This window comes from Sphingomonas sanguinis NBRC 13937, from assembly GCF_001591005.1.
Lineage (GTDB): Bacteria > Pseudomonadota > Alphaproteobacteria > Sphingomonadales > Sphingomonadaceae > Sphingomonas > Sphingomonas sanguinis.
Map to the genome: position 1 here is coordinate 1 of NZ_BCTY01000042.1, position 24,869 is coordinate 24,869.

A 24,869-nucleotide genomic window follows, 5' to 3' on the forward strand; every position below is an offset into this window, starting at 1 on the left:
GGGGGCTTGCCGCGAAGGATGACCCGTGTGGCACGCCCCCTCCGTCAGGCCTGCGGCCTGCCACCTCCCCGTGCCGGGGAGGATTGAAGCACCATGCGCATCATAACCCTCTCCGCCCCCGACGACTTCGACGCTTGGCGCGATGCCGCGCGCGGGTTGATCGCCGACAGCGTGCCGCCCGATCAGGTCGTGTGGCAGGTCGGCGAGCAGCCCGCCGATCTGTTCGGTGCGGTTGCCGAGGACAATCCGGCCACCACCGCCCCCCGCTTTAATGTATCGCGCGGCTTCATCGACCTCGCGCGCAGCGTTATCCTGTCCAACGACCCGGAGCGTTTCGCGCTGCTCCACACCGCGCTCGACCGTTTGCGCCGCCAGCCCCGACTGATCGAGGATCAGGCCGATCCGCTGATCCGTCGCCTCGACCGCCTGGCCAAGGCGGTGCGGCGCGACATCCACAAGATGCGTGCCTTTCTGCGTTTCCGCGAAACCGAGGATGACGATGGCCCGCGCTATGTCGCCTGGTTCGAGCCCGAGCATCATATCGTGCGCGCCAATGCGGCGTTCTTCGTCAACCGCTTCTCCACGATGCGCTGGTCGATCCTGACGCCGGAGGTCTCGCTCTACTGGGACGGCAAGACGCTCGCCGAAGGTCCGGGCGCGACCAAGGCGGATGCGCCGGAGGGCGACCCGACCGAGGCGGTGTGGAAGACCTATTATGCCAGCATCTTCAATCCCGCCCGCGTGAAAATCGGTGCGATGCTCAAGGAGATGCCGCGCAAATATTGGAAAAACATGCCGGAAACCGCGTTGGTCTCGGAATTGATCGCGGGCGCACAGGCACGGGAGACGGGTATGATCGCAACGGCCAAGACGGATGTGCGAACCGGGCGCGGCGGCAATGCGCAAGCGGCCTGGGCCGCGCTCCGGGACGAGGCGATGACCTGCACCCGCTGCCCGCTCCATGCGCCCGCGACCCAGACCGTGTTCGGCGAGGGCCCGGTCGATGCCGCCCTGATGTTTGTCGGCGAACAGCCCGGCGACCAAGAGGACCTGGCGGGCCGCCCCTTTGTCGGCCCGGCCGGACAGGTGTTCGACCGCGCCGTGGCGGAAGCCGGGATCGACCGGGCGACCGCTTACGTCACCAACGCGGTCAAGCATTTTAAATTCGAGCCGCGCGGCAAGCGCCGTATCCACAGCTCCCCCAATGCCGGGGAAATCCAGGCCTGCCGGTGGTGGGTCGAGCAGGAACGCCTACTGATCCAGCCGCAGGTGACGGTGGCGCTCGGCGCGACGGCGGCGCGTTCGCTGTTCGGCAAGCCGATGACCATCGGCCGCGAACGGGGCAAGGCTTTGACCCTACCCGATGGCGGCACCGCCTTCATCACCGTCCACCCGAGCTACCTGCTCCGCCTGCCCGACCCGGCGGCGAAGGAGGTGGAATATAAGCGATTCGTCGAGGACCTGAAACTCGCGGCGGAAGCCCTGTCGGCCTGACCGCGGCGGCCCTTCGGCGGTTACGATCACGGCACCGAACCCATAAGCCCGAAGCCGTTCGACACCCACATCTTCTGGGCTTCGGCCTCTGCTGAGCATGGGCGAAGAAAAGGCCGGACACTGGGTGCCCGGCCTTCGAAATTCATTAGCCGTGGCAGGTGCAACCGGCATGATCGCAACCATTGCCGCCTTCATGATGCTGGGCGCAGGCATCGCTGCAGAAGCTGCGGCCTTCGGCTTCGATCGCGTTGTTGACGCTGACGATGCAGACACAATCGGCGCAGGCGCATTTCACTTGATCAACGGTAACGGCCATTTGACTTACTCCTCATCTACGGAATCGGGTTCGAGCACGTGGTCCATCATGTTGGTCAGCATGGTGCGGATGTGGCAGTCGGGCAGCTCGTAAAGGACGTTTCGCCCCTGCCGACTCTGCTTGAGCAGACGGCCCGCGCGCAGCAGACGAAGATGCTGCGAAACCAGGCTCTGGCTCACGCCAACCTTTTGCGTCAGTTCGCCTACGGTACGCGGTCCGTCCAGACACGCGACCACCAACCTCAGCCGATTGGGTTCGCCCAAAAGACGAAACACATCGGCCAACAACGCGCCCTCATCCGGAGTCATGCAAATATCAACATATGAACGTATCCTAATATTTTCATATGTCGCTTGCTGTCAACCGAGATTCCGACGCTAGCGCCGCAAGGAAAGGCCTGGGCATCGCGTGGGAGCTTCACATCTCGCGCGGGTCGGGCCCGATCCGTCCATCCGCATTGTCCAGGGCGTCGATCGCCGCCATATCCTCGTCATCCAGCGTCAGTTCGGTCGCAGCGAAATTGTCGGCCATGTGGTCCGCGTCCGCCGCCTTGGGGATGACGGGCAGGCCATGCGCGAGATGCCAGGCCAGCACCACCTGTGCCGCCGAGCGGCCATGCTTCTCCGCGATCTTCATGATCTCCGGCGTCTTCAGCAACTCGCCGCCCTGCCCCAACGGGCTCCAGCTCTGGGTCACGATGCCCTTGGCCTGATGATAGGCGCGTGCCTCACGTTGCTGGAAACGGGGATGGAGTTCGATCTGGTTGACCGCAGGCACCACACCGGTCGCATCGATGATCCGATCGAGATGCTCGGGCAGGAAGTTGGACACGCCGATCGACTTCGCCTTGCCCGCGTCCCGCAAAGCGATCAGGCTCTGCCACGCCTCGACATAGGCGTCCTCGGCCGGAACCGGCCAGTGGATCAGATACAGGTCCACCGCCTCGACACCCAGCAGAGCCAGGCTCTCGTCCAGCGCCGCTTCGGCATCGCGGTGGCGGCCGTTCCACAACTTGGTGGTCAGGAAGGCATCCGCCCCCTGAAACCCTTCACCCACGCCGCGTTCATTGCCATAGATGGCGGCGGTGTCGACCAGCCGGTATCCGGTGTCGAGCCCGCGCCGGACCACGGCGGCCACCTGCGAATCCGGGATTTGATAGGTGCCCAGCCCCAGCTGGGGCAGGCTGCGGCCGTCATTCAGGGTCAGCTTCGTCATGGGCCGTCCAACCGGCAGGGCCACCGCCCGGTTCCCGGTGCGCCCTGCGCCCGCCCCGCGATCAGATCGGCTTGCCGTCCCGACCGATGACGTCGGTGGCATAGGAACAGCCATAGAGCGTCTTACCCGGATGGCTGGTGACGGTCGACACGGATCGGGCAATGATGCTGTGCGTGCCGAACTTTTCCTCGCCCTTGGGCAGGACGGTCTCGTCGCTGACGACATGCTGGCCCAGGAACTTGGCCGCGACACCCTGTTCCGACAGGTCGGGCAGGGTGTTGGTGACGCCGATACGGTCGGCCACCGTCTTCGGATCGGCAATGTCCAGGATCGCGAGCAGCGCATTGGCGCTGAAGGCGATGCGGCGCGTGGTCCAGCCCTCACCGACGCGGATCGGTTGCGGCAGTTCATATTCCTGCAGGAAGGGATTCTTGCCCTCGACCGGCCGCCAGCCGCGCCGCTTCGCCTCTTCGTCCAGCGCCATGGTCAGCGCGCCATAGCTGTCGGTATTCAACCGACAGTCGATCGCATCGACGACATTGATCGTCGCGGGATCGACCTCGGCATCCGAGGCGGCGGGAAGCGGTGCGGCCGCCAGCCACAGCGCGAAAAGGGCCTGAACCATCATGCGCCCCATCTATCGCAGGAGAAAATGCCCCGGCAAGTCCCCGCCCGCTGTCCCGAAGCAGACAGCCGCAGCCGTCCGGTTCCGATTGACCCCCGCCCCCCGATCGCGCAAGTCGCTGGCCCCATGGTCGAACATATTCTTTCCGCACTGGCGAGCTTTGCCATCTGGGTCATCTCGACGGGCGGCTATCTGGGCATCACCCTGTTGATGGCGATCGAGAGCGCATGCATCCCGCTGCCCTCCGAGATCATCATGCCGTTCGCAGGCTATCTGGTGTCGACGGGGCAGTTCAACCTGTACCTCGCCGCGACGGCGGGGGCGCTGGGCTGCAATCTGGGTTCGGTCGTCGCCTATGAGATCGGCAAGCGCGGCGGGCGGCCGGTTGCCGAGCGCTGGGGCAAGTATCTGCTGATCGGGCCGGGCGAGCTGGACGCCGCCGACCGCTTCTTCGCGCGCTATGGCTCGATCGCGGTGCTGATCGGGCGGCTGCTGCCGGTCATCCGCACCTTCATCGCCTTTCCGGCCGGGGTGGCGCGGATGAAGCTCGTCCCCTTCCACCTCTACACCTTTATCGGCAGCTGGCCCTTCTGCCTGGTGCTGGCCATCGTCGGGCGCGAGCTGGGCGAGAAATGGGATTCCGACCCCCGGGTGAAGGCGTTCTTCCACCGCGCCGACCTGGCGATCGGCATCGTGCTGGTCGTGCTGATCGGCCTTTACGTCTGGCACCGGGTGCGTGGGCTGAAGCGCGCACAGGACTGAATCAGCCACAGGGCGAGCGGGACCGCGACCGCCGCCCAGAGATAGAGGCCGTGCCAGGTGGTCCATCCCCACCACTCGGAGGGGATGGTGCGCAGGTCGCCCGCCAGGAAGCGCTGCTGCATCACCGCCTGCCACCAGGCCCAGCGAAAGGGCGGCGGGGCGAAGATCTCGGCCGAGGCGATGGTCAGGTTGATCGCGATCGACACCAGCAACAGGACGGCGAGCAGTCCCCGCGCCCATGCCACGCGCACCGCGACCCACAAGGGTGCCAGCCCCAGCGCCAGCACCCCCGCCAGCGGCATGGCATGGCGCGGCCCCGTGGCGTTGCCGCCGTCCCAATAGACATAGGCCGCGTTGACCAGCAGCGCGACCACCACCACTCCGGCCGCCGTCAGCGCCAGCCCGCGCGTCGCCCGCGTCTCCACCAACAGCCCCAGACCAAGCGGCGCAAGGAACAGGATCGGCGCCACCCAAAGCAGCCCGCGCGCCGGCTCCAGCAAAATCGCGCGCAGCACCGCCATACGAGGAAAGGTCAGCCCGAACAGCCCCTGGTTCATCCCCTCGAACCCGACCACGCCCGAATAGCCGATCCGGAACACCGTGCCGAACGCGAAGAGATTATAAGCCAGCAGCGGTATCAGCCCGACCAGCCCGGCGGCGAGGAACGGCACCAGCGCCCGAGGCTGGGCCCGGCAGCGCCACAGCGCCCATAGCCCGATGACCGACCCCGCCAGCACCGCCTGATATTCGACCACCACCGCCCAGCCGAGCGCCAACCCGGCCACCGCCAGCCAGCGTGCCCCGCCCCTTGCCACGCCGACCAGTGCGATGACGAACAGCGCCGCGACGCTGGCATGGCCGAGCAGCGTGGTCGAATAGCCCCAGATCGGTGTGCCCAGCGCATAAGCCAGGCTGGCAAACAGCGCCGCCCCCGCGCTGCCCGTCAGGCCGAGCGCCAGATCGAAAAGCAGAACGGCGGCGATAGCGGTCAGCAGCGCCGAGCCGGTGGCGGCGGCCACACGGGTGCGCAGCTTCAGATACGCGACGAAGCCCGGATCGATCGGCGTCGGGTCATGCCGCGCCGCCCGGTCGCCGGTGACCAGGTCGGTCAGCGCCACGGGGGCCAGCGCCATCAGGGTCATGCCCGGTGCCTTGTCGAGATAGGCGTGCGCCCCGAACTGCGCCTTGTCGATGGTCAGGTGCGCCAGCGGATCGATGGTCGCGGTCCCGTCCTCGACCATGCGGATCGTGGCGAACAGGCGAGTGGCATTGTTGGGATTGAACTCCCACGACCCGAACCAGGCGCAGGAAAACCAGACCAGCAGGAACAATCCCACCCGAATGCCACCCAAGCCCGCGCGCCATTCCCGCCACCGCGCCATCGGATCACTCCCTGTTGCGCCCCGCCGCTACCGGGGCGAGAGCGACGGAGCAATGCCCAATCCTCCCCGGCACGGGGAGGTGGCAGCGCAAAGCGCTGACGGAGGGATATCTGCCGCAAGCGTCGTATTTGTCCGCACGCCCCCTCCCCCACCGCTTCGCGGCGGTCCCCCTCCCAGTGCCGGGAAGAATCGCGACTATGCCGAAATCGGCAGCGAGGTGGTCGACTTGATCTCCGACAGGGCGACCGTCGAGTTGATTTCCTGTACGCCGGGCAGGTTGGACAGCTTCTCGAAGAACAACCGCTCATAGGATTCGATGTCCGCCGCGACGATGCGCAGCATGAAGTCGACCGCCCCCATCAGGACGTGACATTCCATCACCTCGGGCAGTTCCCGGATCGCGGCGGTGAACTGGTCCAGATTGGCGCGGCCATGCGCGTTGAGCTTCACCTGCGCGAAGATCTGCGCCTTCAGCCCCACCTTGGCGCGGTCGACCAGCGCGACGCGGCGCTTGATGATCCCGTCGCGCTCCAGCCGGTCGATCCGCCGCCAGCAGGGCGAGGCCGACAGCCCCACTGCCTCGGCAATCGCGGCGGTGGACAGACTCGCATCCTCCTGCAGCAAAGCGAGGATACGACGTTCCCAGATATCGAGGTCATGCGGCATAATTGACCTTCTAATCGCCGATCCTGGGATCAATCAACCTGTCTAGCGACATAACACCGCCAAATCGGGTCAGCTTTGCCCGGTCGATCCCGCTAGTTTCACCGCCATCGGAACGGATCGGAAAACCAGCATGTCCCTCGCCTCGCACGACCATCTCAGCCTGCCTCCCGAAGAGGTGGTGACCTTTTACGACCGGGCCAGCGGCGCAAGCGGCGTGATCGTCCTGCACTCGACGGCGCTCGGCCCGGCGGCGGGCGGGTGCCGGGTGTGGCGCTATGCGGGCAAGCAGGCCGCCACGGTCGATGCGTTGCGGCTGGCCGAGGGCATGGCGCTGAAGAATGCGCTGGCCGAATTGCCCTTTGGCGGGGGCAAGGCGGTGATCTGCCTGCCCGACGGCCCCTTCGACCGCGAGGCGCTGTTCCGCACCTTCGGCCGGGAGGTCGCCGCGCTCAAGGGCCGCTATGTCACCGCCGAGGATGTCGGAACCGGCGTGGCGGACATGGAAAGCGTCGCCCGCGAAACCCGCCATGTCGCGGGGCTTCCGGCCCGGCGTGGCCAACCGGGTGGCGATCCCTCGCCCTGGACCGCGCTGGGCGTGTTGCAGGCGATGCGGGTCGCGGTCCGCCACCGGCTGGGCGCCGAACTGTCCGAGGTGACGGTGGCGGTGCAGGGGCTGGGCCATGTCGGCTTCGCGCTGTGCGAGATGCTGCATCAGGAGGGCGCGAAGCTGGTCCTGGCCGAGCCACGCAGCGAGGTCGCCGCCCGCGCCGCCGACCGGTTCGGCGCGATGGTGATGAGCAGCCGCGCGTTGCTGTCCGCCAAGGTCGATGTGCTGGCCCCCTGCGCACTGGGCGCGGTGCTGGATGCGCCAACGGTCGCGGGGCTGCGCGCATCGGTGGTGTGCGGCGCGGCGAACAACCAGCTGGCCGATGAAGAGGTGGCCCGGACGCTGGCGGCGCGGGGCGTGCTCTACGCCCCCGATTTCCTGGTCAATGCGGGCGGCATCGTGAATGTGGCGGGGGAATATCTGGGCTGGCGCGCCGCCGAGGTGCGTCGCCGCGTCCTGGCCATCGGCCCGCGCATGAAGGCCGTCCTGGCCCGCGCCGAACGCGATGGCGTCACCCCGCATCAGGCGGCGCGGGCCATGGCGCTCGACCGGATCGCCAATGCCCCGCGCATCCAGGCGGCGGCGTAAGACTATTCTTTTGCTGCGAGGGGAAGTGGCAGGACCTCAGCCGAGGGCGGTGGTTTCCACCCCAGGCTACTCGAAAGTCGGAGATGCCCCCTTCCCTCGCCCCTCGTAGAGGGGAGAGGGTTGCGCAGACTGGGCCTTTGCGAAAGCAAAGGCTTAGTCGGAGCTGGGTGAGGGTGAAGCGCTCGCAATGCGAGCGTGCGAGCCGTTGTCTCGCTCAACCCCTCACCCAAGCTGCGCTAGCCAGCAGGCTGGCAAGCTCCGCTAACCCTCTCCCCTATCCAGGGGAGAGGGGAAAGATGGGCTTCATCAATATCGATTGGCCATAAAGCCATCTATGGCAGCGCGCTCCGTGGATCACGGATTACGCGGCGTCTCGTCCCGCTGGCGCTGGGCGTTGGCCGCGCGGTTTTCGCGGACGCGCTGGGCGAAGCAACCGGTCGCGCCGCCCGCGCCGACCGCCGAGCAGCTGCCGATGCTGTTGACGCCCGTGCCCTCGTTCAGCGTGCCAGTGGCGCGCGCCGCCCAGCTTTCATTCTCCGGCGTCACCTGAAGCTCGCGCAGTTCCTTGGGCACGCGGAACTGCTCCTCCGCACCGCGCCGGACACAGACGACGATCTCGTTGCCCTGATTGTCGGTTGGGCACCGTTCATTGCCGAACAGGGTCAGCACGCCATTGATGGGGGCGTTGCGCGACACCTCGCCCGGCGCCTGCACCGGCTTGGGCTTGATCGCGCCCGGGGCCGCGACCTGTTGCGCCATCGCCGGGCCCGCGATCATCGTCGCAGCCAGCAGCGCAGCGGTCCATGCTCGGTTGCTCATCCTCTCTCTCCCGCTTCGCCCGGTCAGACCCGCTTGGCCGCCGCGATGGCAACCTTGCAGCCCGCCCGGATCAATCCGTACAGCAGCGGATAGGCGATCGCCTCCTCCGCGCCCGCGCCCAGCGCATGGTCGCGATGCTCCAACTCCTCGGCCTGGAAATCGGCAATGGCGTCGGACAGTTCCGGATCGCTGTCGCCCAGTTGATCGCGCTGCGCCTGGTAATGTTTGTCGATCTCGGTCTCGACCGCCGCCGTGCACGCCATCGCCGCCTTGGGCCCGATCGCCGCCGTCACTGCGCCCAGCGCAAAGCCCGCCTTGTCCCAAAAGGGCTGGAACAGCGTCGGACGCACGCGGCGCTCGGCGATCATCCGATCGAAAAAGGCGCGGTGGCGCTCTTCCTGCTCGGCCATGTGATGGATCGCGCGCGCGAATGGATGGCGGTCGCCCAGTACCGCCAGCTGCCCGGCATAGATGCGGGTCGCGCCATATTCCCCGGCCTGGTCGACGCGGACCATAGCCTTCATCGATTCCCGCCGGTCGCCCGGCATCCAGCGGAGCTGGCTCATCGTGCCTTCCTCATCAACACCAGGATCGCCGCCGCACCACCCAGCGAGAAGATCGCGTTGAACCCGGCGAGCGAAATCCCGCCCAAGGTCCATTGCGCGACATCGCAACGGATGACCGGCGCCTTCAGGATCGCATTCAACCGGTCGGCGGCGCTCCCGCCCGTGAAACTCACCGTCGAGGTGCAGGCGGTAAAGCCCTGCCACCAGCCATATTCGACCCCGGCATGGGCGACACCGATCGCCCCCGACACCGCGATCAACAACGCCGCGAGGATGACAAGCGATCCCCGGACGCTGCGCTGGGGCACGAAGAAGGCGAGGAAGGCGGGCACCAGCGCGGCATAATGCGGCCAACGCTGCCAATGGCACATCTCGCACGGGTAGAGGCCGCCGAACAGCTGGCTGCCCCACGCCCCCGCCAGCAGCGCGACGGGCAGGCCAAAGGCGATCCAGTTCGCCAGGCATTCGTTGCGGGTGCGGGTGACGGCCATGGTCACTTTACCGGCGGCTTGGTGGCGGCGGCGATCTGGGCCGGACCGCCCAGGCGGGCGATGGTCTTCAGCGCGTAATAGAGCTGGAAGTCCTCGATCCCCTGCTTCTTCAGCTGCTCCGGCGTCATCGTAAAGCGCGGGTCGGTCTTGGTATCCTCTTCCAGGATCGCGTTATCGGCCTTCACCTCGTTGATCAGGTGGCGGCGCAGATCGGCCTCGCGGAAGACGGGGCGCGTCTTGTAATCGGGATCGGAGATTTCGGGCACCTTGATGTCCGGCTCGATCCCGCCCTCCTGCACCGACCGGCCCGACGGCGTATAGTAACGCGCGGTGGTCAGGCGCAGCGCCGTCTCCGGCCCCAGCGGCAGCAGCGTCTGCACCGAGCCCTTGCCGAAGCTGCGCTCGCCCATGATGAGCGCGCGGTGGTGATCCTGCAGCGCGCCCGCCACGATCTCCGACGCCGAGGCGGTGCCCGAATTGGTCAGCACGATGACGGGCAGGCCATGCGCATCGTCGCCGGGCTTGGCGTAGTAACGCTCGATATCCGACTTCTCGCGCCCGCGCTGCGACACGATCTCGCCGTGGTCGAGAAAGGCGTCGCTGACCGCGATCGCCTGGGTCAGCAGGCCACCGCCATTGTCGCGCAGGTCGACGACATAGCCCAGCGGCCGATGGCCCAGCGCCTTGTCGATCGCCATGATCGCCGCGCGGGTGTCGGCACCGGTATTCTCGGAGAAGGTGTTGATGTTGATATAGCCGACATCGCCGCGCACCTCCCACTTCACCGGGCGCTGGACGATGACCTCGCGGGTCAGGGTCAGCTCGATCGGCTTGTCGCGGCCGGGGCGCACGATGGTCAGCTTGATCTTGGTGCCAGGCTTGCCGCGCATCTGGCCGATCGCTTCGTCCAGCGACTGGCCATAGATCAGCTTGCCGTCGATATGGGTGATATAGTCGCCCGACTTCACGCCCGCACGGCCCGCCGGGGTATCCTCCTGCGGCGCGATGACCTTGATCGCGCCATCCTCCATCGAGACGGTCAGGCCCAGACCGCCATAATTGCCCTCGGTCTGGATCTTCAGGTTGTCGAAGTCGAGCGCGTCGACATAGCTGCTATGCGGGTCGAGCGAAGCCAGCATCCCCTGGATCGCACCCTTGATCAACGTGTCGTCGTCGACCTTGTCGACATAATCGGCCTTGATCCGGTTATACACGTCGAGGAACCGGTCGAACTGCCGCACGGTCGAGCTGTCCACCGCCGCCATCGCGGAGGTCGTGATCGGCACCATGGCTAGCGCGCCGACGATGGCAGTAGCAGTCAGAAGCGGACGTTTCGCAAACGAACGGGGCATCGAGGGTCCTGGACCAGATAAGCGGTCCGCCTGTGTAGCGGGAAGCCGGACGCAATCAAAGCGCAACCGTGCTGAACGAGGGGTGAGCGGGGTGGGCTATCGGGGATGACGAACGGCCAGGGCCTATGCTGTACAATTCCCAAAATATGGTGGACCGGGAACATGGAGCGGTTCCAGAATTCCAATTGGATGGGAGATGGGAAAGAAAAGACGGCGCGAAGCGCCCTCCATTGTCCCACGCTCCGGACCCAGACGGCACCACGGCGCGCAACAGACAAATCCCGTTGACTCTTAATTCTACATATGTTGTCATTCGGCATGGCACGGAACAGGCAACCCTCGAAACAGATGCGCCTCCTCTTGGCGGCCCTGTCGGCCCAGCGCAGCGAATGGCGCCACGGCTATGACCTATTGAAGGACACGGGGTTGTCATCGGGCACGCTCTATCCCCTCTTGATGCGGATGAGCGACAACGGGCTGGTCGAGGCCGAATGGCGCGAGCCTGCGCAACCCGGACGCCCGCCCCGCCATTTCTATCGACTGACCGCGAACGGTTTCGCGCTGGCGATGGAACTGACCAGCGGAGACGGGACACTTTCCAGCAAGGAGGTGCTGGCATGAGGATGTCATTGTCCCAGGCGATCATGGCGATCGCCACGGCGTGCATGGGTGAGGACCGTCAAACCTGGTCCCAGGCGATGAATGCCGAATATCATAGCGCAGCCGCCGAGGGGCAGGGACTATCCTTTGCGGCTGGCTGTTTCGTTGCGGCGTGGCGGGAAATGTTGGGCAGCGCTGCAGGACGGTTCGTCCTCACTAGCTATGCCGTCGCGCTGGGCATCATGGTTCCGATGGCCACGATCGAGATCGGCTGCGCGGTCTTGGGCTTCCCCTATCTCTATCCCGATCAGCATGGCCTTCCGGGTGCGCTCCTCGTCGGCGGTTCCCATGAGGCGTTGCTGCGCCCCACCTATCTGGGAGCCATTCCGGCAATGGCGCTCGTTCAACTCATGGCTGGGGCCGGGCACCTGCGGCTCGCATGGTCGCTGCTGGAGCGCGACTGGTCCAGCGCGCTTCGCTGGTCGTTGTGGACGCTGGCCGGAATGACCACGCTCGTCATCTTCATGGGAGTGTTCTTCCTCGATAGCCGTCAGGCGCTCTTGCAGGGCTGCGTCGTCGGGATCGAGCTGGCCATCCTCCTCGTCATCATGCGTCGGTACGCCGAGCTTCACCGCTTCGCTCCAACCGAGCATCCCGGCTGATCCTCTAGCCCACGAACGACGGACGATCGAATGCGAAGCTTCGGGGTCATGATCCCGGAGACGGTGAAGGCACGCCTACGGGTTGCCGATCACAGCCATTGCCCACGCTGAGGCGATGCCTCGGCTATCCATGGAGAGGTTGCATGCTGCGTTTGCCTTTACATCGCTCAACTATATTTCTGGCCGCTGCCGCGACGATCGCAGGCCTCGCCAGCGAAGCCGTCGCCCAACCGGAACGCGTTCGATCAGAGGCAGCAGCGCCATCACCTTTCATGGGGCGATGGGAATTGGACCTGACGCGCATGCCCAGCACCTACGGACCGCCTCCCAGGCGGGTCGTCTACAGCTTTCAGGACATCGGTGAGGGCACGTGGCGGATGATCGTCGACATTACCGGTCAGGACGGCAGCGTCCGGCACATGGCGGCATCTTATCGTCCAGATGGAACGATCGCGCTCAGCGAGGGAGAAACGAGCGAGGCGGACAGCGTGGCCGTCATGACGCCGACACCCAACGTGCTTGTGCTCAATATCGCGAAGGCAAAGAGGCTGGGATCGGTGCGGGTCTACATCGTGTCGGCGAACGGCAACGAAATGACCGAGTCCGCAGCGGGCCTGACCGATAAGGGAGAGCCATTCGTCCGCAACTTCCACTACAGGCGATTGCGCTGAAGTACTGGCTGCGCCCCCGGCCCGACCACCCAAGTGCGCGGCAGGGTCGGGGTCAACGACGAGCCGTCTGAACCGCATGCCGGTCATTAGAGCGGCATCGATCACAATCATCCGTCTCAGCCGCGTGCGTGCCACGCCACGGAGGCTGTCGGCCCTCATGCAAAGGCAAAGCCATGAAAAGATCATGGGTCCTGAACGCACTTCTGCTGTCCGCCTGTGCCACGCCACGCACGACGCCGCATTCACCGCCCGACATGGTGGTGCGCTACGCCGACCTCGCGCTCGAGACCTCGGCTGGGCGGACCAAGCTCGTGGAGCGCGTAGACCGAGCAGCTCGAGACTTCTGCGATGCGTACGATCCGCAGGACGAAACTGCGATCTTTGACCCGCATCTTGCCAGCGCTCGATACTGCCCCGGTTATGCGATCCTTTTGTTCATGAACAAAGCACCTGCGTCCGTACGCCGCGCGTATCGTGGAGGTGTCGGTAACAAGTAAGCCGATCTTGCCACCGGGCTCTGATGCTTCCGATTGCGAAACGGCCAGCGATACCCACAGGCCTCAATCTGGGAGTCAGCAGCAGGAATGTGATCTCAAGGATCAAACGGGTAGCGATCGGTCCGTCTCGCTTCCCGAAATTGCCGGTTGCAAACGACGAAACGGGAGGGATCAGGCTGGGCAAATGATCGCATTCCGGGGCGGGCCTGCGGCTTATCGGATCATAGTCCAGCAAAGATGCGAAACCTGCCCTCACCCCAGGATCGCGGCGATGTCCATCGGTCGTCCGTCGCGACGCAGTTCCACGGTCATGCGCGGCTCGACACCGTTATGCCCCCGCCCTGCACGGCCCAGTACCGCACCCGCCGCGACGCGCTGCCCCGGCTTGACCGCAATGCCCCCAAGACCCGTCACCAGACTGGTCCAGCCCGCGCCGTGGTTGACGATCACGATGCCGCCATAGCCCCGGAACACGCCCGCATAACGCACCTCACCGCCCGCGGGCGCGACGACGAGGGCGTAGGGCACGGTCGCCAGCGTGATGCCGCGCGCGCGGACGCCAGCGTCAGAAATCTCGCCGAAGCCGCCCGCGACCTTACCCTTGACCGGCAGGCGATAGGTGCCCTGCGCGATGGCCGGACCCATGACACCGGGGGCGAGCGGGCGCGAGACGGGTCCCGGCAGCGCCAGCAGTTCGCCTGCCGTCGCCTGCGCCTCGCCACGCTCGGCCATGCGGTCGACGATGTCGCGCGCCGCCTCGCCCAGCGCCAGCGCGCGGTTGGACTCGTCGACCGCCACCTGGCCCAGCGCCTCGGCCCGGTCGCGGTGGCTGGCCTCCAGCTTCGCGAGCGCCTGGCGTTCGCTTTCCAGCTTGGTCGTGGTCCCGGCCAGCGCCCGCGCCGCCACGGTCATCTGCGCCTGGACCCGGCGGGTCGCCGCCAGCTCGCTGCGCACCCCCGCCGATCGCGCGGCGATGACGGGGGAAATGGTGCCGAAGACCGCACGGACATGCGCCAGATCGGCGATCGATCCCGGCTGCGCCACCGCCGCCACCGGGGGACGCGCCGCCATGCTCTGCATCGCCGCGAGCAGATGCGCGAGCGGTGCCTGCGCCTTGGCCAGCCGCGCCTGTTGCTGTTCGAGCAGCCCGGCGACGAGATCGACCCGCGCGCGCGCCGCCGTCACCTCCGCCTCGGCTGCCGCGACACGCGCGGCCATGGCGCGTTCCTTGGCCTGGGCGATGGCCGCCGCATCGCGCTCGGCCCCCGCTTGTTTTTCCAGCGCCTGGGCCCGCGCCTGCGCCGCCGCTGCGCCGACCCGTGCATCGGCCAGGCGGCGCTGGTCGGCGGCGATGTCGGTCGCGCCCAGCAGCGCCAGCCCCGTCATCGCCAACATGGCCCGGCGCAACCGCACGCCCCTAGCCTTCGCGATGATAGGGGTGGTTGGCCAGGATGCTGGTCGCACGGAACAGCTGTTCGGCCAGCATCGCACGCGCCATCATGTGCGGCCAGGTCGCCCGGCCATAGGAGATGAGCAAATCGGCGCGCGCCCGGTCTTCATCCTCGAACCCGTCCGCCGCGCCGATCATGAAGCGGCATTCGCGCACGCCATCGTCCCGCCAGCGCTCCAGTCGCTTGGCGAAGTCCATCGAGGACAGATTCTCGCCCTTCTCGTCCATCAGGACCAGACGCACCTGTCCCTCCAGCGGCGGCACCTTGCCGCCGGTGTCGGGGAGTTCGGTGACCTTGGTCGGCCAGCCGATCCGCTTGATATAGCGGTCGACCAGCTCGGCCTCGGGCGAACGGCCGATCCGCCCGCGCGCGACGATATGCAGCAGCACGGGCGGCCTCTTAAGGCGTCAGAGGTTGCGGTCGGCGGGACTCGCGGGCGGGGTCGGCGCATCGCCGAACGCCCACATGCGCTCGAGATTGTAGAAGCTGCGGACTTCGGGCCGGAACAGGTGGACGATGACGTCGTTCGCGTCGATCAGCACCCAGTCGGCGGTCGGCAGGCCTTCGATACGGACCGAACGGCCGAACTCAGCCTTGATCTTCTCGGCCAGCTTCATCGCCATCGAGGCGACCTGCCGGGTCGAGCGACCGCTGGCGATCACCATGAAATCGGCGATCGAGGACTTGCCCGCGAGCGGGATCGAGATCGTCTCCACCGCCTGGTCGTCATCCAGCGACGCGAGGATCAGGCGGTGCAGCGCCTCCACCTCGGCGGGATCGGACGGACGCGGCGATTGCGGGGAAGTGGCCAAGTGAGCTCCTGTTCAGGGGACGTTCCGGCCCATATGCCGAAACCAGTCCGGGTCGCGGGCCCGAAGGCCCGTGGCGGAAGTCGGGTCGGGGCGGAAGCGCAACAGCACGAAGGCCGGCAAACTCCACATCGTCCAGTTCTTCGCCTGGCCCGGACGCCTCTGGAAACGTCTGAACCAGCCCAGCGCGGGTGTCGCGTGGGCGGCGGCATTGTACCCCGGACGGCCGATAACCGCAATCGGGATCGCACGGGCAATCCACCGCCACCCGCGCCAGCGGTGAAACTGCTGCAAATTGTCCTCACCCATCAACCAGATGAAGTCATGGCCGGGGTAGCGACGCTGGATGCCGCGCACCGTGTCGAGGGTATAGCGGGTGTGCAATTCCTGCTCGATCGCGCTCGCCCGGATCGGCGCGCGCCGGGCCATCTTCTTGGCCGAGGCGAACCGTGCGGCAAAGGGCGCCATGTCGCTGACCCCGTCCTTCAGCGGGTTGCCCGGCGATACCAGCCACCAGACTTCGTCCAGGCCGAGCGCGCGGATCGCGTCCAGCGTGATGCGGCGATGGCCGCTATGGGCGGGGTTGAACGACCCACCGAGCAGGCCGATCCTCATCCCCCATTCTCGGCGCGGATCTGGCCCGTCCCGCGCCCGACCCATTTATAGGTGGTCAGCCCTTCCAGCGCGACCGGCCCGCGCGCATGGAGCCGCCCCGTCGCGATGCCGATCTCGGCTCCCAGCCCGAACTCGCCGCCGTCGGCAAATTGCGTCGAGGCGTTCCACAGCACGATGGCGCTGTCGACCTCCGCCAGGAAACGCTCGGCCACGGCCTCGTCCCGCGCGACGATCGCGTCGGTATGGTGCGATCCATGCGCGGCGATATGCGCCATCGCCCCCTCCACCCCGTCGACCAGCGCCACGCTGGCGATCGCATCGAGATATTCGGTGTCCCAATCCTCGGGCGTGGCGGCCTCCAGGCCGGGAACGATCTCGCGCACATCGGCATCGCCGCGCACCGTGCAACCCGCATCGACCAGTGCCGCGACCAGTTCGGCGGGACGGCAATAGGCCCGGTCGATCAGCAGCGTCTCCATTGCGCCGCAAATGCCGGTGCGGCGCATCTTGGCATCGCGCACGACCCGCTTCGCCATCGCATGATCGGCCGAGCCGTCGACATAGACATGGTTGATCCCATCGAGATGCGCGAGCACCGGCACCTTCGCCTCGGCCTGGACCCGCGCGACCAGGCTCTTGCCGCCGCGCGGGATCAGCAGGTCGATCAGCCCGTCGGCGGCCAGCATCGCGCCCACGGCCGCGCGGTCGGTGACAGGGACCAGCTGCACCGCATCCGCCGGTCCGCCCGCCGCGTTCCAGCCCGCCGCAAAGGCGGCCTGCAGCGCGCGGTTGCTATGCACCGCCTCCGATCCGCCACGCAGGATCGCGGCATTGCCCGCCATCGCACACAGCGCGGCGGCGTCGACCGTGACATTGGGGCGGCTTTCATAAACGATGCCGATCACCCCCACCGGCACGCGGACGCGCGACAGGTTCAGGCCGTTGGGCCGGGTGCGTTCGTCGATCCGCTCGCCGACGGGATCGGGTAGCGCCGCGACCGCCTCCACGCCCGCGACGATGCCTGCGATCCGCGCCTCGTCCAGCTTCAGCCGGTCGAGCATCGCCGGGGACAGGCCGTTCGCCGCCCCCGCCGCCATGTCGCGGGCATTGGCCTCCAGAATGGCCGGGCGCGCCTCGTGGATCGCCTGGGCGGCCGCCCGCAACGCCGCGGCCTTGGCGGCGGTCGGCATCTGCGCCAGCGTGCGGGCAGCATGACGGGCACGCTGGCCCAATTCGGCGATCAGGGCGGGAATGTCGTGATGGTCGGCCATGCGGCGTTCGCTATCACGGTCGGACGTAGGGCCCAAGCGTCCTCATCTTCCTCTCCTGCAAGGGCAGGAATATGCCGTGCCCTCTCCATTTGTTCATCCCCAGCCTCTATGACGGCTCCATGCACAGCCGCTTTGAATCTCTGCCCAATCGCCGCGCCATCGTCGATCGTCGCCTGCTCGCCGAACAGGTGGCCGCGCTCGGCATTACGGGGCCGGAAGGCCGCACCCGGATCACCCCCGTGCTGCGCGCCGCGCTCGATGCCGGGCGGCAGGAGGTGGCACGGCGGCTCTCGGTCCATCCCTCGCGCGGGCTGGAGGCGGCGGCGGCACAGGCGTACCTGACCGATCAGGTGCTGAAGGTGCTGTTCGAGTTCACCACCGAGACGCTCTACCCCTTGAGCAATCCCACGGCGGGCGAGCGGCTGACCCTGATCGCGGTCGGCGGCTATGGTCGGGGCGAGATGGCGCCCTATTCGGACGTCGATATCGGCTTCGTCACCCCCTTCAAGCAGACACCCCATGCCGAGCAGGTCATCGAATCGATGCTCTATTCGCTCTGGGACCTGGGGCTGAAGGTCGGCCATTCCAGCCGCTCGGTCGACGAGACGATCCGCCAGGCCAAGGCCGACGTGACCGTGCGCACCGCCCTGCTGGAAGGGCGCTTCCTGTGCGGAGACCAGGCGCTGTACGAAGAGACGGCGCGCCGCTTCAAGGCGGAGATCCAGACCGACTCGCACCGCCAGTTCATTGCCGACAAGCTGGCCGAGCGCGACCTGCGCCACCGCAAGATGGGCGACACCCGCTATGTGGTCGAACCCAATGTGAAGGAGGGCAAGGGCGGCCTGCGCGACCTGCACGCGCTCTTCTGGATCGGCAAATATGTCTATGACGTGGAACGCGCCGCCGAGCTGATCGAGCGCGGGCTGTTCACCCGCGAGGAGTATCGGCAGTTCCACCGCGCCGACAATTTCCTGTGGGCCGTGCGGTGCCACCTGCACCTGATCACCGGGCGCGGCGAGGACCGACTGACCTTCGACGTGCAGCGCCAGATCGCCGAGCGGATGCGCTTCTCCGACCGGCCGGGCAAAGCCAAGGTCGAACGGTTCATGCAGCTCTATTTCCTGCAGGTGAAGACGGTCGGCGCGCTGACCGGCGCGTTCCTGGCGCATCTGGACGAGCGGTTCGCCGCGCGCGGGCATCGCTTCGGCCTACCGACCATCCGCCGCCGTCCGCGCCGGTTGAACGGCTTCGTGCTGGATCGCGGGCGGCTGGCGCTGCCACGCGATGACTTTTTTCAGGAAGACCCGGTTCGGCTGATCGAGATATTCCAGCTCGCCGACCGCTATGAGCTGGAGGTGCATCCGCTCGCGATGCGCGCGGCCTCGCGCGACGCGAAGCTGGCCGACGACATCCGCACCTCGCCCCGCGCCAACGCCCTGTTCCTCGATGTGCTGACCAGCCGCCACGACCCCGAACTGGTGCTGCGCTGGATGAACGAGGCGGGTGTCTTCGGTCGCTTCATGCCCGATTTCGGCCGTGTCGTGGCGCAGATGCAGTTCGACATGTACCACCACTACACCGTCGACGAGCATACCATCCGCGCGCTGGGGCTGCTGGCGAGGATCGAGCGGCAGGAACTGGTCGAGGAGCACCCCGTCGCCTCGGCGATCATCGACCAGATCGTGTCGCGGCGCGTCCTCTATGTCGCGGTGCTGCTCCACGACATCGCCAAGGGGCGTGGCGGCGACCATTCGATCCTGGGCGCGGAAGTCGCCGAGCGACTCTGCCCCCGGCTGGGGTTGAGCGAGGCGGAGACCGAGACGGTCGCCTGGCTGGTCCGCTGGCACCTGCTGATGTCGGCCACCGCGTTCAAGCGCGACCTGTCGGACTTCAAGACGATCCTCGACTTCTGCGAGACGGTGCAGAGCCCCGAGCGGCTTCGCCTGCTCCTGCTGCTGACCATCGTCGACATTCGCGCCGTCGGGCCGGGGACGTGGAACGGGTGGAAGCGCCAGCTGCTCGGCGATCTGTACGAAGCCGCCGAAGAGGTGCTGCGCCTGGGCCACAAGCAGCGCGGGCGGACCGAGCGGATCGCCGCCAAGCAGGCGCGTCTGGGCGAGCTGCTCGGCTGGCCGGAGGCGAAGTTCGCCGCGCATGTCCGCCGCCTGCCCGAAGCCTATTGGATCGCCGAGCCCGAGGATGTGCTGGCCCATAACGCCCGACAGATGGCGGCGGCGGGCGATGCGCAGCTATCGATCGACGCGCAGGTGTATGGCGAGCGCGGCGCGACGCTCGTCTCGATCTACGCCGCCGATCATCCGGGGCTCTTCTACCGTATCGCGGGCGCGATCCATGTCGCGGGCGGCAACATCATCGACGCGCGCATCCACACCACGCGCGATGGGATGGCGATCGACAATTTCCTGGTCCAGGACCCGCTGGGCCGCCCCTTCGACGATCCGGGCCAGCTCTCCCGCCTGCGCCGCGCGATCGAGGATGCGCTAGCCAACCGCAACAAGATGTCGGACCGGCTGGTCGCCAAGCCCAACGCCCGGCCCCGCGCCGACGCTTTCCACATCGCGCCCAACGTCCTGATCGACAACCGCGCGTCGAACCGCTTTACCGTGGTCGAAGTCCATGCCCGCGACCGCCCGGCGCTGCTCAACCAGCTGGCGCATGCGCTGTTCCAGTCGAAGGTGACGATCCATTCCGCCCATGTCGCGACCTATGGCGAGCGCGCGGTCGACGTCTTCTACCTGACCGACCTGACCGGGGACCAGATCACCAATAGCGGGCGGTTGAAGACGCTGGAAAAGCGCCTGCTGGGCGCGGCGGCTGGGGAAGCGATGGAGATCGCGGCTTAGCGGTTCCCCAACCTTCGCGGGGGGAGTTTCGCGCAGAGGCGCGGAGAACGCAGAGGTTGTTTTGGGCAGAGGGACGCGCTTTCCTCCCCTGCAAGGGGAGGTGGCTGGCCGAAGGCCAGACGGAGGGGTGTCCCGGTTCGAGAGGTGGCCTTCCCTCGCAGGCGGCGCCCCCCTCCACCAGCTTCGTGTTCGAGCGAGATTGTGCCCCCGGCACAATCTTTGTCTGCCCGGGGGGGGGGGCAGACCAAAGCTCGAACACCCCCTCCCCTTGCAGGGGAGGAATAGATTTCCGTCACGTCCGCCTTTGCCTAACCGCCGCCAATCCTAACAGCGGCGTAAGACATCGTGATCCCGCCAGCTTTGGCCCTCGCCTAGCCTGAACGGAGTGTCGGCCAGTCATTTGCGGCCGGCTGAGCCGCCCGCCCAACCTCCCAAAACCCTCTGCATCCTCCGCGTCTCTGCGCGAACCAAAACAAAACCCCCGGCGGCCGATCGAGCCACCAGGGGTTCTGAAAAACATCATGCAACCCGAGGGACTACACCCCCGAGTCGCCGCGCATCACTTTGGCGCCAGCACCATCAGCATCTGGCGGCCTTCCATGCGCGGATAGGCTTCGACCTTGGCGACCTCGGCCACCTGCTCGGCGACGCGCTGGAGCACGTTCATGCCCAGCTGGCCGTGGCTCAGTTCGCGGCCGCGGAAGCGCATGGTGACCTTCACCTTGTCGCCCTCGCCGATGAATTCGACCACCTTCTTCATCTTGGTGTCGTAGTCATGGTCGTCGATGTTCGGACGCATCTTGATCTCCTTGATCTCCTGCGTCTTCTGCGACTTGCGGGCGAGGTTCGCCTTCTTCTGCGCCTCGTACTTATACTTGCCGACGTCGAGGAACTTGGCGACGGGCGGATCGGCGTTGGGCGACACCTCGACCAGGTCGAGACCCAGCTCCTGGGCCTGCGCCATCGCCTCGCGCGTGTACATCACGCCAAGGTTCTCGCCCTCATGGTCGATCACGCGAACCTTGGGGCTTTGAATCCACTCGTTGAACCGAGGACCGTTCATCGGCGGCGCCTGCATCGGACGGCGCATCATGGGAGGACGTATGGGTATTTCTCCTGTGGCAATTACGATTTCAATATAAGCGATCGGGCCCGAATTTGAAAGGGCGAGACAAACGCCCCGCCCTTCCCCTTACTCAGTGCTGATTCAGCCGCGCAGATCGGGCGGAGTCGCTTCCTCGCGCAGCATGGCGATGGATTCGTCCAGGGTCATGATCTCCTGCGCCTGGCTGCCCAGACGGCGGACGGCGACCTTGCCTTCCTCAGCCTCGCGCTTGCCGACGACCAGCAGCACGGGGACCTTGGCGACCGAGTGTTCGCGCACCTTGTAGTTAATCTTCTCGTTGCGCAGATCGGTCTCGACCCGGATGCCCGCCGCCGCCAGCTTGGCCGCCGCCTCTTCCGCGTAAGCATCGGCGTCCGACACGATGGTCGCGACCACCGCCTGCACCGGCGCCAGCCAGACGGGGAAGCGACCCGCATAATGCTCGATCAGGATGCCGATGAACCGCTCATAGGAGCCGAAGATCGCGCGGTGGAGCATGATCGGGCGGTGCCGCTCACCATCCTCGCCGATGTACGACGCGTCGAGTCGCTCAGGGAGAACGCGGTCCGACTGGATGGTGCCGACCTGCCACGTCCGGCCGATCGCGTCGGTCAGATGCCATTCCAGCTTGGGCGCATAGAAGGCCCCCTCGCCCGGCAGCTCTTCCCAGCCATAAGCTTCGGTGGCGAGGCCCGCCCGCACAACCGCGTCGCGCAGCTCGGTCTCGGCCATGTCCCACATCTCTTCGGTGCCGAAGCGCTTTTCGGGACGCAGCGCCAGCTTGATCGAATAGGTGAAGCCGAAATCCTTGTAGATCCGGTCTGCCAGTTCGCAAAAGGCGCGGACCTCCTCGACGATCTGGTCCTCGCGGCAGAAGATGTGCGCGTCGTCCTGGGTGAACTGGCGCACGCGCATCAGGCCGTGCAGCGCGCCGTGCGGCTCGTTGCGGTGGCAGCAGCCATTTTCGTACAGGCGCAGCGGCAGGTCGCGATAGGACTTGATCCCCTGGCGGAAGATCAGGACGTGCGCCGGGCAGTTCATCGGCTTCAGCGCCATCCACTGCGCGTCGTCCGACACCAGCGGGCCTTCGTCCTCGACGTTCGGCACCTCGTCGGGGATCACGAACATATTCTCGCGATACTTGCCCCAGTGGCCCGACTGCTCCCACTGGCGCGCGTCCATCACCTGCGGGGTCTTCACCTCGCGATAGCCGGTGCCGTCGATCGCGCGGCGCATATAGGCCTCCAGCTCGCGCCAGATGCGATAGCCCTTGGGATGCCAGAAGACCGAGCCATGCGCTTCTTGCTGGAGGTGGAACAGGTCCATCTCGTTGCCCAGCTTGCGATGGTCGCGCTTGGCGGCTTCCTCCAGGCGCGTCAGATGCTCGGCCAGTTGCTTCTTGTTCAGCCAGCCGGTGCCGTAGATGCGGCTGAGCATCGCGTTCTTCTGGTCGCCGCGCCAATAGGCGCCCGACACGCGGGTCAGCTTGAAGGCGTTGGGATCGAGCTTGCCGGTCGAGGCCAGGTGCGGACCGCGACACATGTCGAGCCAGGCGTCCTCGCCGCGCCCTGCGCGATAGACGGTCAGTTCCTCGTCATCGGGCAGCTCGGCGGCCCACTCAGCCTTGAAGCTCTCGCCTTGCGCCGTCCAACGCTCGATCAACTGCTCGCGCGTCCAGACCTCGCGGATCAGCGGCTCGTCCTTGGCGATGATCTTGCGCATCTCGGCCTCGATCGCGGGCAGGTCCTCCTCGGTGAAGGGGCGATCCTTGGGCGCGAAATCGTAATAGAAGCCGTCATCGGTCGCCGGACCGAAGGTGATCTGCGTGCCCGGAAACAGCGCCTGCACCGCCTCGGCCAGGACGTGCGCGTAATCGTGGCGGGCGAGTTCGAGCGCGTCGGCCTCGTCCTTCGCGGTCACCAGTGCGAGCGCGGAATCGCCCTCGAACGGGCGCATGATGTCGCGCAGCTCGCCATCGACGCGCGCGGCGATCGCCGCCTTGGCCAAGCCAGGCCCGATCGCGGCGGCGATGTCCGCGGGAGTAGTTCCGGGCGCGACCTCACGGACGGAACCGTCGGGCAGCGTGATACGGAACATCGCGGACATGGATACTCTCTTCGATAGCTATAGGTGATGCACCGGCAAAGCCGGGCGCGGGGCTCTATAGGGAAGATTCCCCGTCAGGTATACGGGGTGGCGGTCAGGCGTAGACCTGAACCTCCGGCAGCCGCTCCAGCGCGGGGCGGGCATACCAATATCCCTGGTGATAACGAACGCCCAATGCGTTGAGCGTCGCCGCCTCCGCCGCCGTCTCGATCCCCTCGGCGATCAGCAGCGTGTCAAGCTCGGCGCACATGCCGACCATGGCGCGCACGATGGCGCGGCGGCGGGGATCGGTGTCGATGTCGCGGACCAGTTCCATGTCCAGCTTCACCTCGTCCGGCGCGAAGCGCACGAAGCGGTCGAGCCCCGAATGGCCCGCGCCGAAATCGTCGATCGCGACCGAAAAGCCGATCTGCTTATAGGAGTCGATGATGCTCGCGACATGTTCGGGCGAGCCCATCTGCTCATTCTCCGTGAACTCGAAGATGAGGCGGTCTACGGGCAGCCCCTGCGCCTGGGCGGTCCGCAGGGTCAGCTGGATGCAGGCCATCGGCGAATAGACGGCGTTGGGCAGGAAGTTGATCGACAGGCGGGCGTCGCTGGCCATGATCCCGGCGGCCATCGCGGTCTCGATCGCCTTCACCCGGCACGCCTGGTCGAAGGAATAGCGGTTGGCCTCGTTCACCTGCGACAGAACGCTATAGGCGCTCTCGCCGCCAGTGCCCCGGATCAGGGCCTCATAGGCGAAGGGGCGGCCTGTCGCCGTGTCGACGATCGGCTGGAATGCCATCGCAAACGGGATGTCGAAATCGATACCGTCGCGGCATCCGGTGCAGATCTTACGCATTTCCATCAAGGCGGGCCTAGGCGCCAATGGTTAACGCGATGCCCTCATAACTGTTTTTTCAGAAATAAAGGGCGGCGGCGGTCCGAAACCGCCGCCGCCCGAGTCCACCGGTCCGGCCTGGATCAGCGGTTCTGGCCGCCACCGCCATGGCTGGCCTGGCCACCCTTGGAGCCGGCCTCGGCGGCGCGTTCGGGGTCGTTCTTGAAGTTGCCGCCGCTTTCCTGGCCGCCCTTGCGCCCTGCTTCGGACGCCTTTTCGCGGTCATTGGCGAAATTGCCGGGATTGTTGTCGCGGCCACCGCCGCCATTGCTGTCTGCCATGATATCTCTCCTACTTTCGCCCCCGCAGGAAAAGACGATGGACACCCCTCTCAAGTTTCGGAAACACCGCCAATAATAATATTCTGCATAAGCCGCCGATCCTGATCCACTTTGTGGAACGAAGCGGCAGCAACGCCACCAAACTTCACCCACATCATTATCCACAGGAGA

At 66.5% G+C, this 24,869-nt stretch carries 27 protein-coding genes; 8 read left to right on the forward strand and 19 right to left on the reverse strand.

Annotation, left to right across the window (positions count from 1 at the left end):
* Positions 1–93: 93 nt before the first annotated feature.
* Positions 94–1,494 carry a UdgX family uracil-DNA binding protein gene (locus SSA01S_RS14575; RefSeq protein WP_061780944.1) on the forward strand — a complete coding sequence of 467 codons (1,401 nt, stop codon included), beginning with the start codon at positions 94–96 and terminating at the stop codon, positions 1,492–1,494.
* Positions 1,495–1,639: 145 nt separating this feature from the next.
* Here the strand turns inward: SSA01S_RS14575 and SSA01S_RS14580 are convergent, their stop codons facing one another.
* From SSA01S_RS14580 to SSA01S_RS14595, 4 genes are all read right to left on the reverse strand, one after another.
* A complete protein-coding gene (locus tag SSA01S_RS14580; protein WP_058715199.1) occupies positions 1,640–1,810 on the reverse strand; it encodes a metallothionein in 171 nt (56 codons plus the stop codon).
* A 5-nt stretch (positions 1,811–1,815) separates the two neighbouring features.
* The gene (locus SSA01S_RS14585; RefSeq protein WP_058733147.1) at positions 1,816–2,118 is read right to left on the reverse strand and encodes an ArsR/SmtB family transcription factor; all 303 of its coding nucleotides are present in this window, start codon (positions 2,116–2,118) and stop codon (positions 1,816–1,818) included.
* A gap of 109 nt (positions 2,119–2,227) precedes the next feature.
* Positions 2,228–3,025, reverse strand: a complete 798-nt coding sequence (locus tag SSA01S_RS14590; protein WP_061780945.1) for an aldo/keto reductase — start codon at positions 3,023–3,025, stop codon at positions 2,228–2,230.
* Between the two features lie 61 nt (positions 3,026–3,086).
* Positions 3,087–3,653: a hypothetical protein gene (locus SSA01S_RS14595; RefSeq protein WP_156477833.1), complete on the reverse strand. Its 567-nt coding sequence runs from the start codon at positions 3,651–3,653 to the stop codon at positions 3,087–3,089.
* 123 nt (positions 3,654–3,776) lie between these two features.
* Here SSA01S_RS14595 and SSA01S_RS14600 point away from each other — a divergent pair, with 123 nt between their 5' ends.
* Positions 3,777–4,412 (forward strand): DedA family protein, encoded by a 636-nt coding sequence (locus SSA01S_RS14600; RefSeq protein ID WP_058715203.1) that lies wholly within the window; start codon positions 3,777–3,779, stop codon positions 4,410–4,412.
* Here the strand turns inward: SSA01S_RS14600 and SSA01S_RS14605 are convergent.
* The gene (locus SSA01S_RS14605; RefSeq protein WP_170171460.1) at positions 4,367–5,794 is read right to left on the reverse strand and encodes a hypothetical protein; all 1,428 of its coding nucleotides are present in this window, start codon (positions 5,792–5,794) and stop codon (positions 4,367–4,369) included. The genes SSA01S_RS14600 and SSA01S_RS14605 overlap by 46 nt on opposite strands.
* A 195-nt stretch (positions 5,795–5,989) precedes the next feature.
* The gene (locus tag SSA01S_RS14610; protein WP_061780947.1) at positions 5,990–6,460 is read right to left on the reverse strand and encodes an Lrp/AsnC family transcriptional regulator; all 471 of its coding nucleotides are present in this window, start codon (positions 6,458–6,460) and stop codon (positions 5,990–5,992) included.
* A gap of 130 nt (positions 6,461–6,590) precedes the next feature.
* Between SSA01S_RS14610 and SSA01S_RS14615 the strand changes: the two genes are divergently transcribed.
* Positions 6,591–7,655 (forward strand): Glu/Leu/Phe/Val family dehydrogenase, encoded by a 1,065-nt coding sequence (locus SSA01S_RS14615; protein ID WP_061780948.1) that lies wholly within the window; start codon positions 6,591–6,593, stop codon positions 7,653–7,655.
* Between the two features lie 354 nt (positions 7,656–8,009).
* Here SSA01S_RS14615 and SSA01S_RS14620 read toward each other — a convergent pair whose 3' ends face one another.
* The 4 genes from SSA01S_RS14620 to SSA01S_RS14635 are packed head-to-tail and all read right to left on the reverse strand — an operon-like array spanning position 8,010 to position 10,883.
* Positions 8,010–8,474 carry a hypothetical protein gene (locus SSA01S_RS14620; protein WP_061780949.1) on the reverse strand — a complete coding sequence of 155 codons (465 nt, stop codon included), beginning with the start codon at positions 8,472–8,474 and terminating at the stop codon, positions 8,010–8,012.
* 23 nt (positions 8,475–8,497) lie between these two features.
* On the reverse strand, positions 8,498–9,040 hold the full coding sequence (locus SSA01S_RS14625; RefSeq protein WP_061780950.1) for a demethoxyubiquinone hydroxylase family protein: 543 nt from the start codon (positions 9,038–9,040) through the stop codon (positions 8,498–8,500).
* Complete coding sequence (locus tag SSA01S_RS14630) at positions 9,037–9,531, reverse strand: disulfide bond formation protein B (RefSeq protein WP_061780951.1); 495 nt, start codon at positions 9,529–9,531, stop codon at positions 9,037–9,039. The genes SSA01S_RS14625 and SSA01S_RS14630 overlap by 4 nt, the downstream gene beginning before the upstream one ends.
* Positions 9,532–9,533: 2 nt before the next feature.
* Complete coding sequence (locus tag SSA01S_RS14635) at positions 9,534–10,883, reverse strand: S41 family peptidase (RefSeq protein ID WP_058734181.1); 1,350 nt, start codon at positions 10,881–10,883, stop codon at positions 9,534–9,536.
* A gap of 348 nt (positions 10,884–11,231) precedes the next feature.
* Here SSA01S_RS14635 and SSA01S_RS14640 point away from each other — a divergent pair, with 348 nt between their 5' ends.
* From SSA01S_RS14640 to SSA01S_RS14655, 4 genes are all read left to right on the forward strand, one after another.
* Positions 11,232–11,504: a PadR family transcriptional regulator gene (locus SSA01S_RS14640; protein ID WP_082795114.1), complete on the forward strand. Its 273-nt coding sequence runs from the start codon at positions 11,232–11,234 to the stop codon at positions 11,502–11,504.
* The gene (locus SSA01S_RS14645) at positions 11,501–12,145 is read left to right on the forward strand and encodes a hypothetical protein (RefSeq protein WP_061780953.1); all 645 of its coding nucleotides are present in this window, start codon (positions 11,501–11,503) and stop codon (positions 12,143–12,145) included. The genes SSA01S_RS14640 and SSA01S_RS14645 overlap by 4 nt, the downstream gene beginning before the upstream one ends.
* Before the next feature lie 143 nt (positions 12,146–12,288).
* Positions 12,289–12,816: a hypothetical protein gene (locus SSA01S_RS14650; RefSeq protein WP_240954631.1), complete on the forward strand. Its 528-nt coding sequence runs from the start codon at positions 12,289–12,291 to the stop codon at positions 12,814–12,816.
* Between the two features lie 173 nt (positions 12,817–12,989).
* Positions 12,990–13,313: a UrcA family protein gene (locus tag SSA01S_RS14655; protein WP_082795115.1), complete on the forward strand. Its 324-nt coding sequence runs from the start codon at positions 12,990–12,992 to the stop codon at positions 13,311–13,313.
* Between the two features lie 252 nt (positions 13,314–13,565).
* Here the strand turns inward: SSA01S_RS14655 and SSA01S_RS14660 are convergent, their stop codons facing one another.
* From SSA01S_RS14660 to SSA01S_RS14680, 5 genes are read right to left on the reverse strand one after another with little or no spacing between them, the layout of a single operon-like run.
* Positions 13,566–14,726 (reverse strand): murein hydrolase activator EnvC family protein, encoded by a 1,161-nt coding sequence (locus SSA01S_RS14660; protein ID WP_244885687.1) that lies wholly within the window; start codon positions 14,724–14,726, stop codon positions 13,566–13,568.
* Positions 14,727–14,730: 4 nt separating this feature from the next.
* Positions 14,731–15,153 (reverse strand): 23S rRNA (pseudouridine(1915)-N(3))-methyltransferase RlmH, encoded by a 423-nt coding sequence (locus tag SSA01S_RS14665; RefSeq protein WP_058734176.1) that lies wholly within the window; start codon positions 15,151–15,153, stop codon positions 14,731–14,733.
* 18 nt (positions 15,154–15,171) lie between these two features.
* On the reverse strand, positions 15,172–15,576 hold the full coding sequence (gene rsfS / locus SSA01S_RS14670; protein ID WP_058734175.1) for a ribosome silencing factor: 405 nt from the start codon (positions 15,574–15,576) through the stop codon (positions 15,172–15,174).
* Between the two features lie 12 nt (positions 15,577–15,588).
* The gene (locus tag SSA01S_RS14675; RefSeq protein WP_061780957.1) at positions 15,589–16,188 is read right to left on the reverse strand and encodes a nicotinate-nucleotide adenylyltransferase; all 600 of its coding nucleotides are present in this window, start codon (positions 16,186–16,188) and stop codon (positions 15,589–15,591) included.
* Positions 16,185–17,459 (reverse strand): glutamate-5-semialdehyde dehydrogenase, encoded by a 1,275-nt coding sequence (locus SSA01S_RS14680; RefSeq protein ID WP_061780958.1) that lies wholly within the window; start codon positions 17,457–17,459, stop codon positions 16,185–16,187. The genes SSA01S_RS14675 and SSA01S_RS14680 overlap by 4 nt, the downstream gene beginning before the upstream one ends.
* 119 nt (positions 17,460–17,578) lie before the next feature.
* Here SSA01S_RS14680 and SSA01S_RS14685 point away from each other — a divergent pair, with 119 nt between their 5' ends.
* Positions 17,579–20,323, forward strand: a complete 2,745-nt coding sequence (locus SSA01S_RS14685) for a [protein-PII] uridylyltransferase (RefSeq protein WP_061780959.1) — start codon at positions 17,579–17,581, stop codon at positions 20,321–20,323.
* 559 nt (positions 20,324–20,882) lie between these two features.
* Here SSA01S_RS14685 and infC read toward each other — a convergent pair.
* From infC to SSA01S_RS14705, 4 genes are all read right to left on the reverse strand, one after another.
* Positions 20,883–21,416, reverse strand: coding sequence for a translation initiation factor IF-3 (infC, locus tag SSA01S_RS14690; protein ID WP_037569087.1), 534 nt, complete (start codon positions 21,414–21,416; stop codon positions 20,883–20,885).
* Positions 21,417–21,530: 114 nt separating this feature from the next.
* On the reverse strand, positions 21,531–23,534 hold the full coding sequence (thrS, locus tag SSA01S_RS14695) for a threonine--tRNA ligase (RefSeq protein WP_061780960.1): 2,004 nt from the start codon (positions 23,532–23,534) through the stop codon (positions 21,531–21,533).
* Between the two features lie 94 nt (positions 23,535–23,628).
* Complete coding sequence (locus SSA01S_RS14700) at positions 23,629–24,378, reverse strand: EAL domain-containing protein (RefSeq protein ID WP_170171459.1); 750 nt, start codon at positions 24,376–24,378, stop codon at positions 23,629–23,631.
* A gap of 122 nt (positions 24,379–24,500) precedes the next feature.
* Positions 24,501–24,698 carry a con-10 family general stress protein gene (locus SSA01S_RS14705; protein ID WP_058715219.1) on the reverse strand — a complete coding sequence of 66 codons (198 nt, stop codon included), beginning with the start codon at positions 24,696–24,698 and terminating at the stop codon, positions 24,501–24,503.
* Positions 24,699–24,869: the final 171 nt, after the last annotated feature.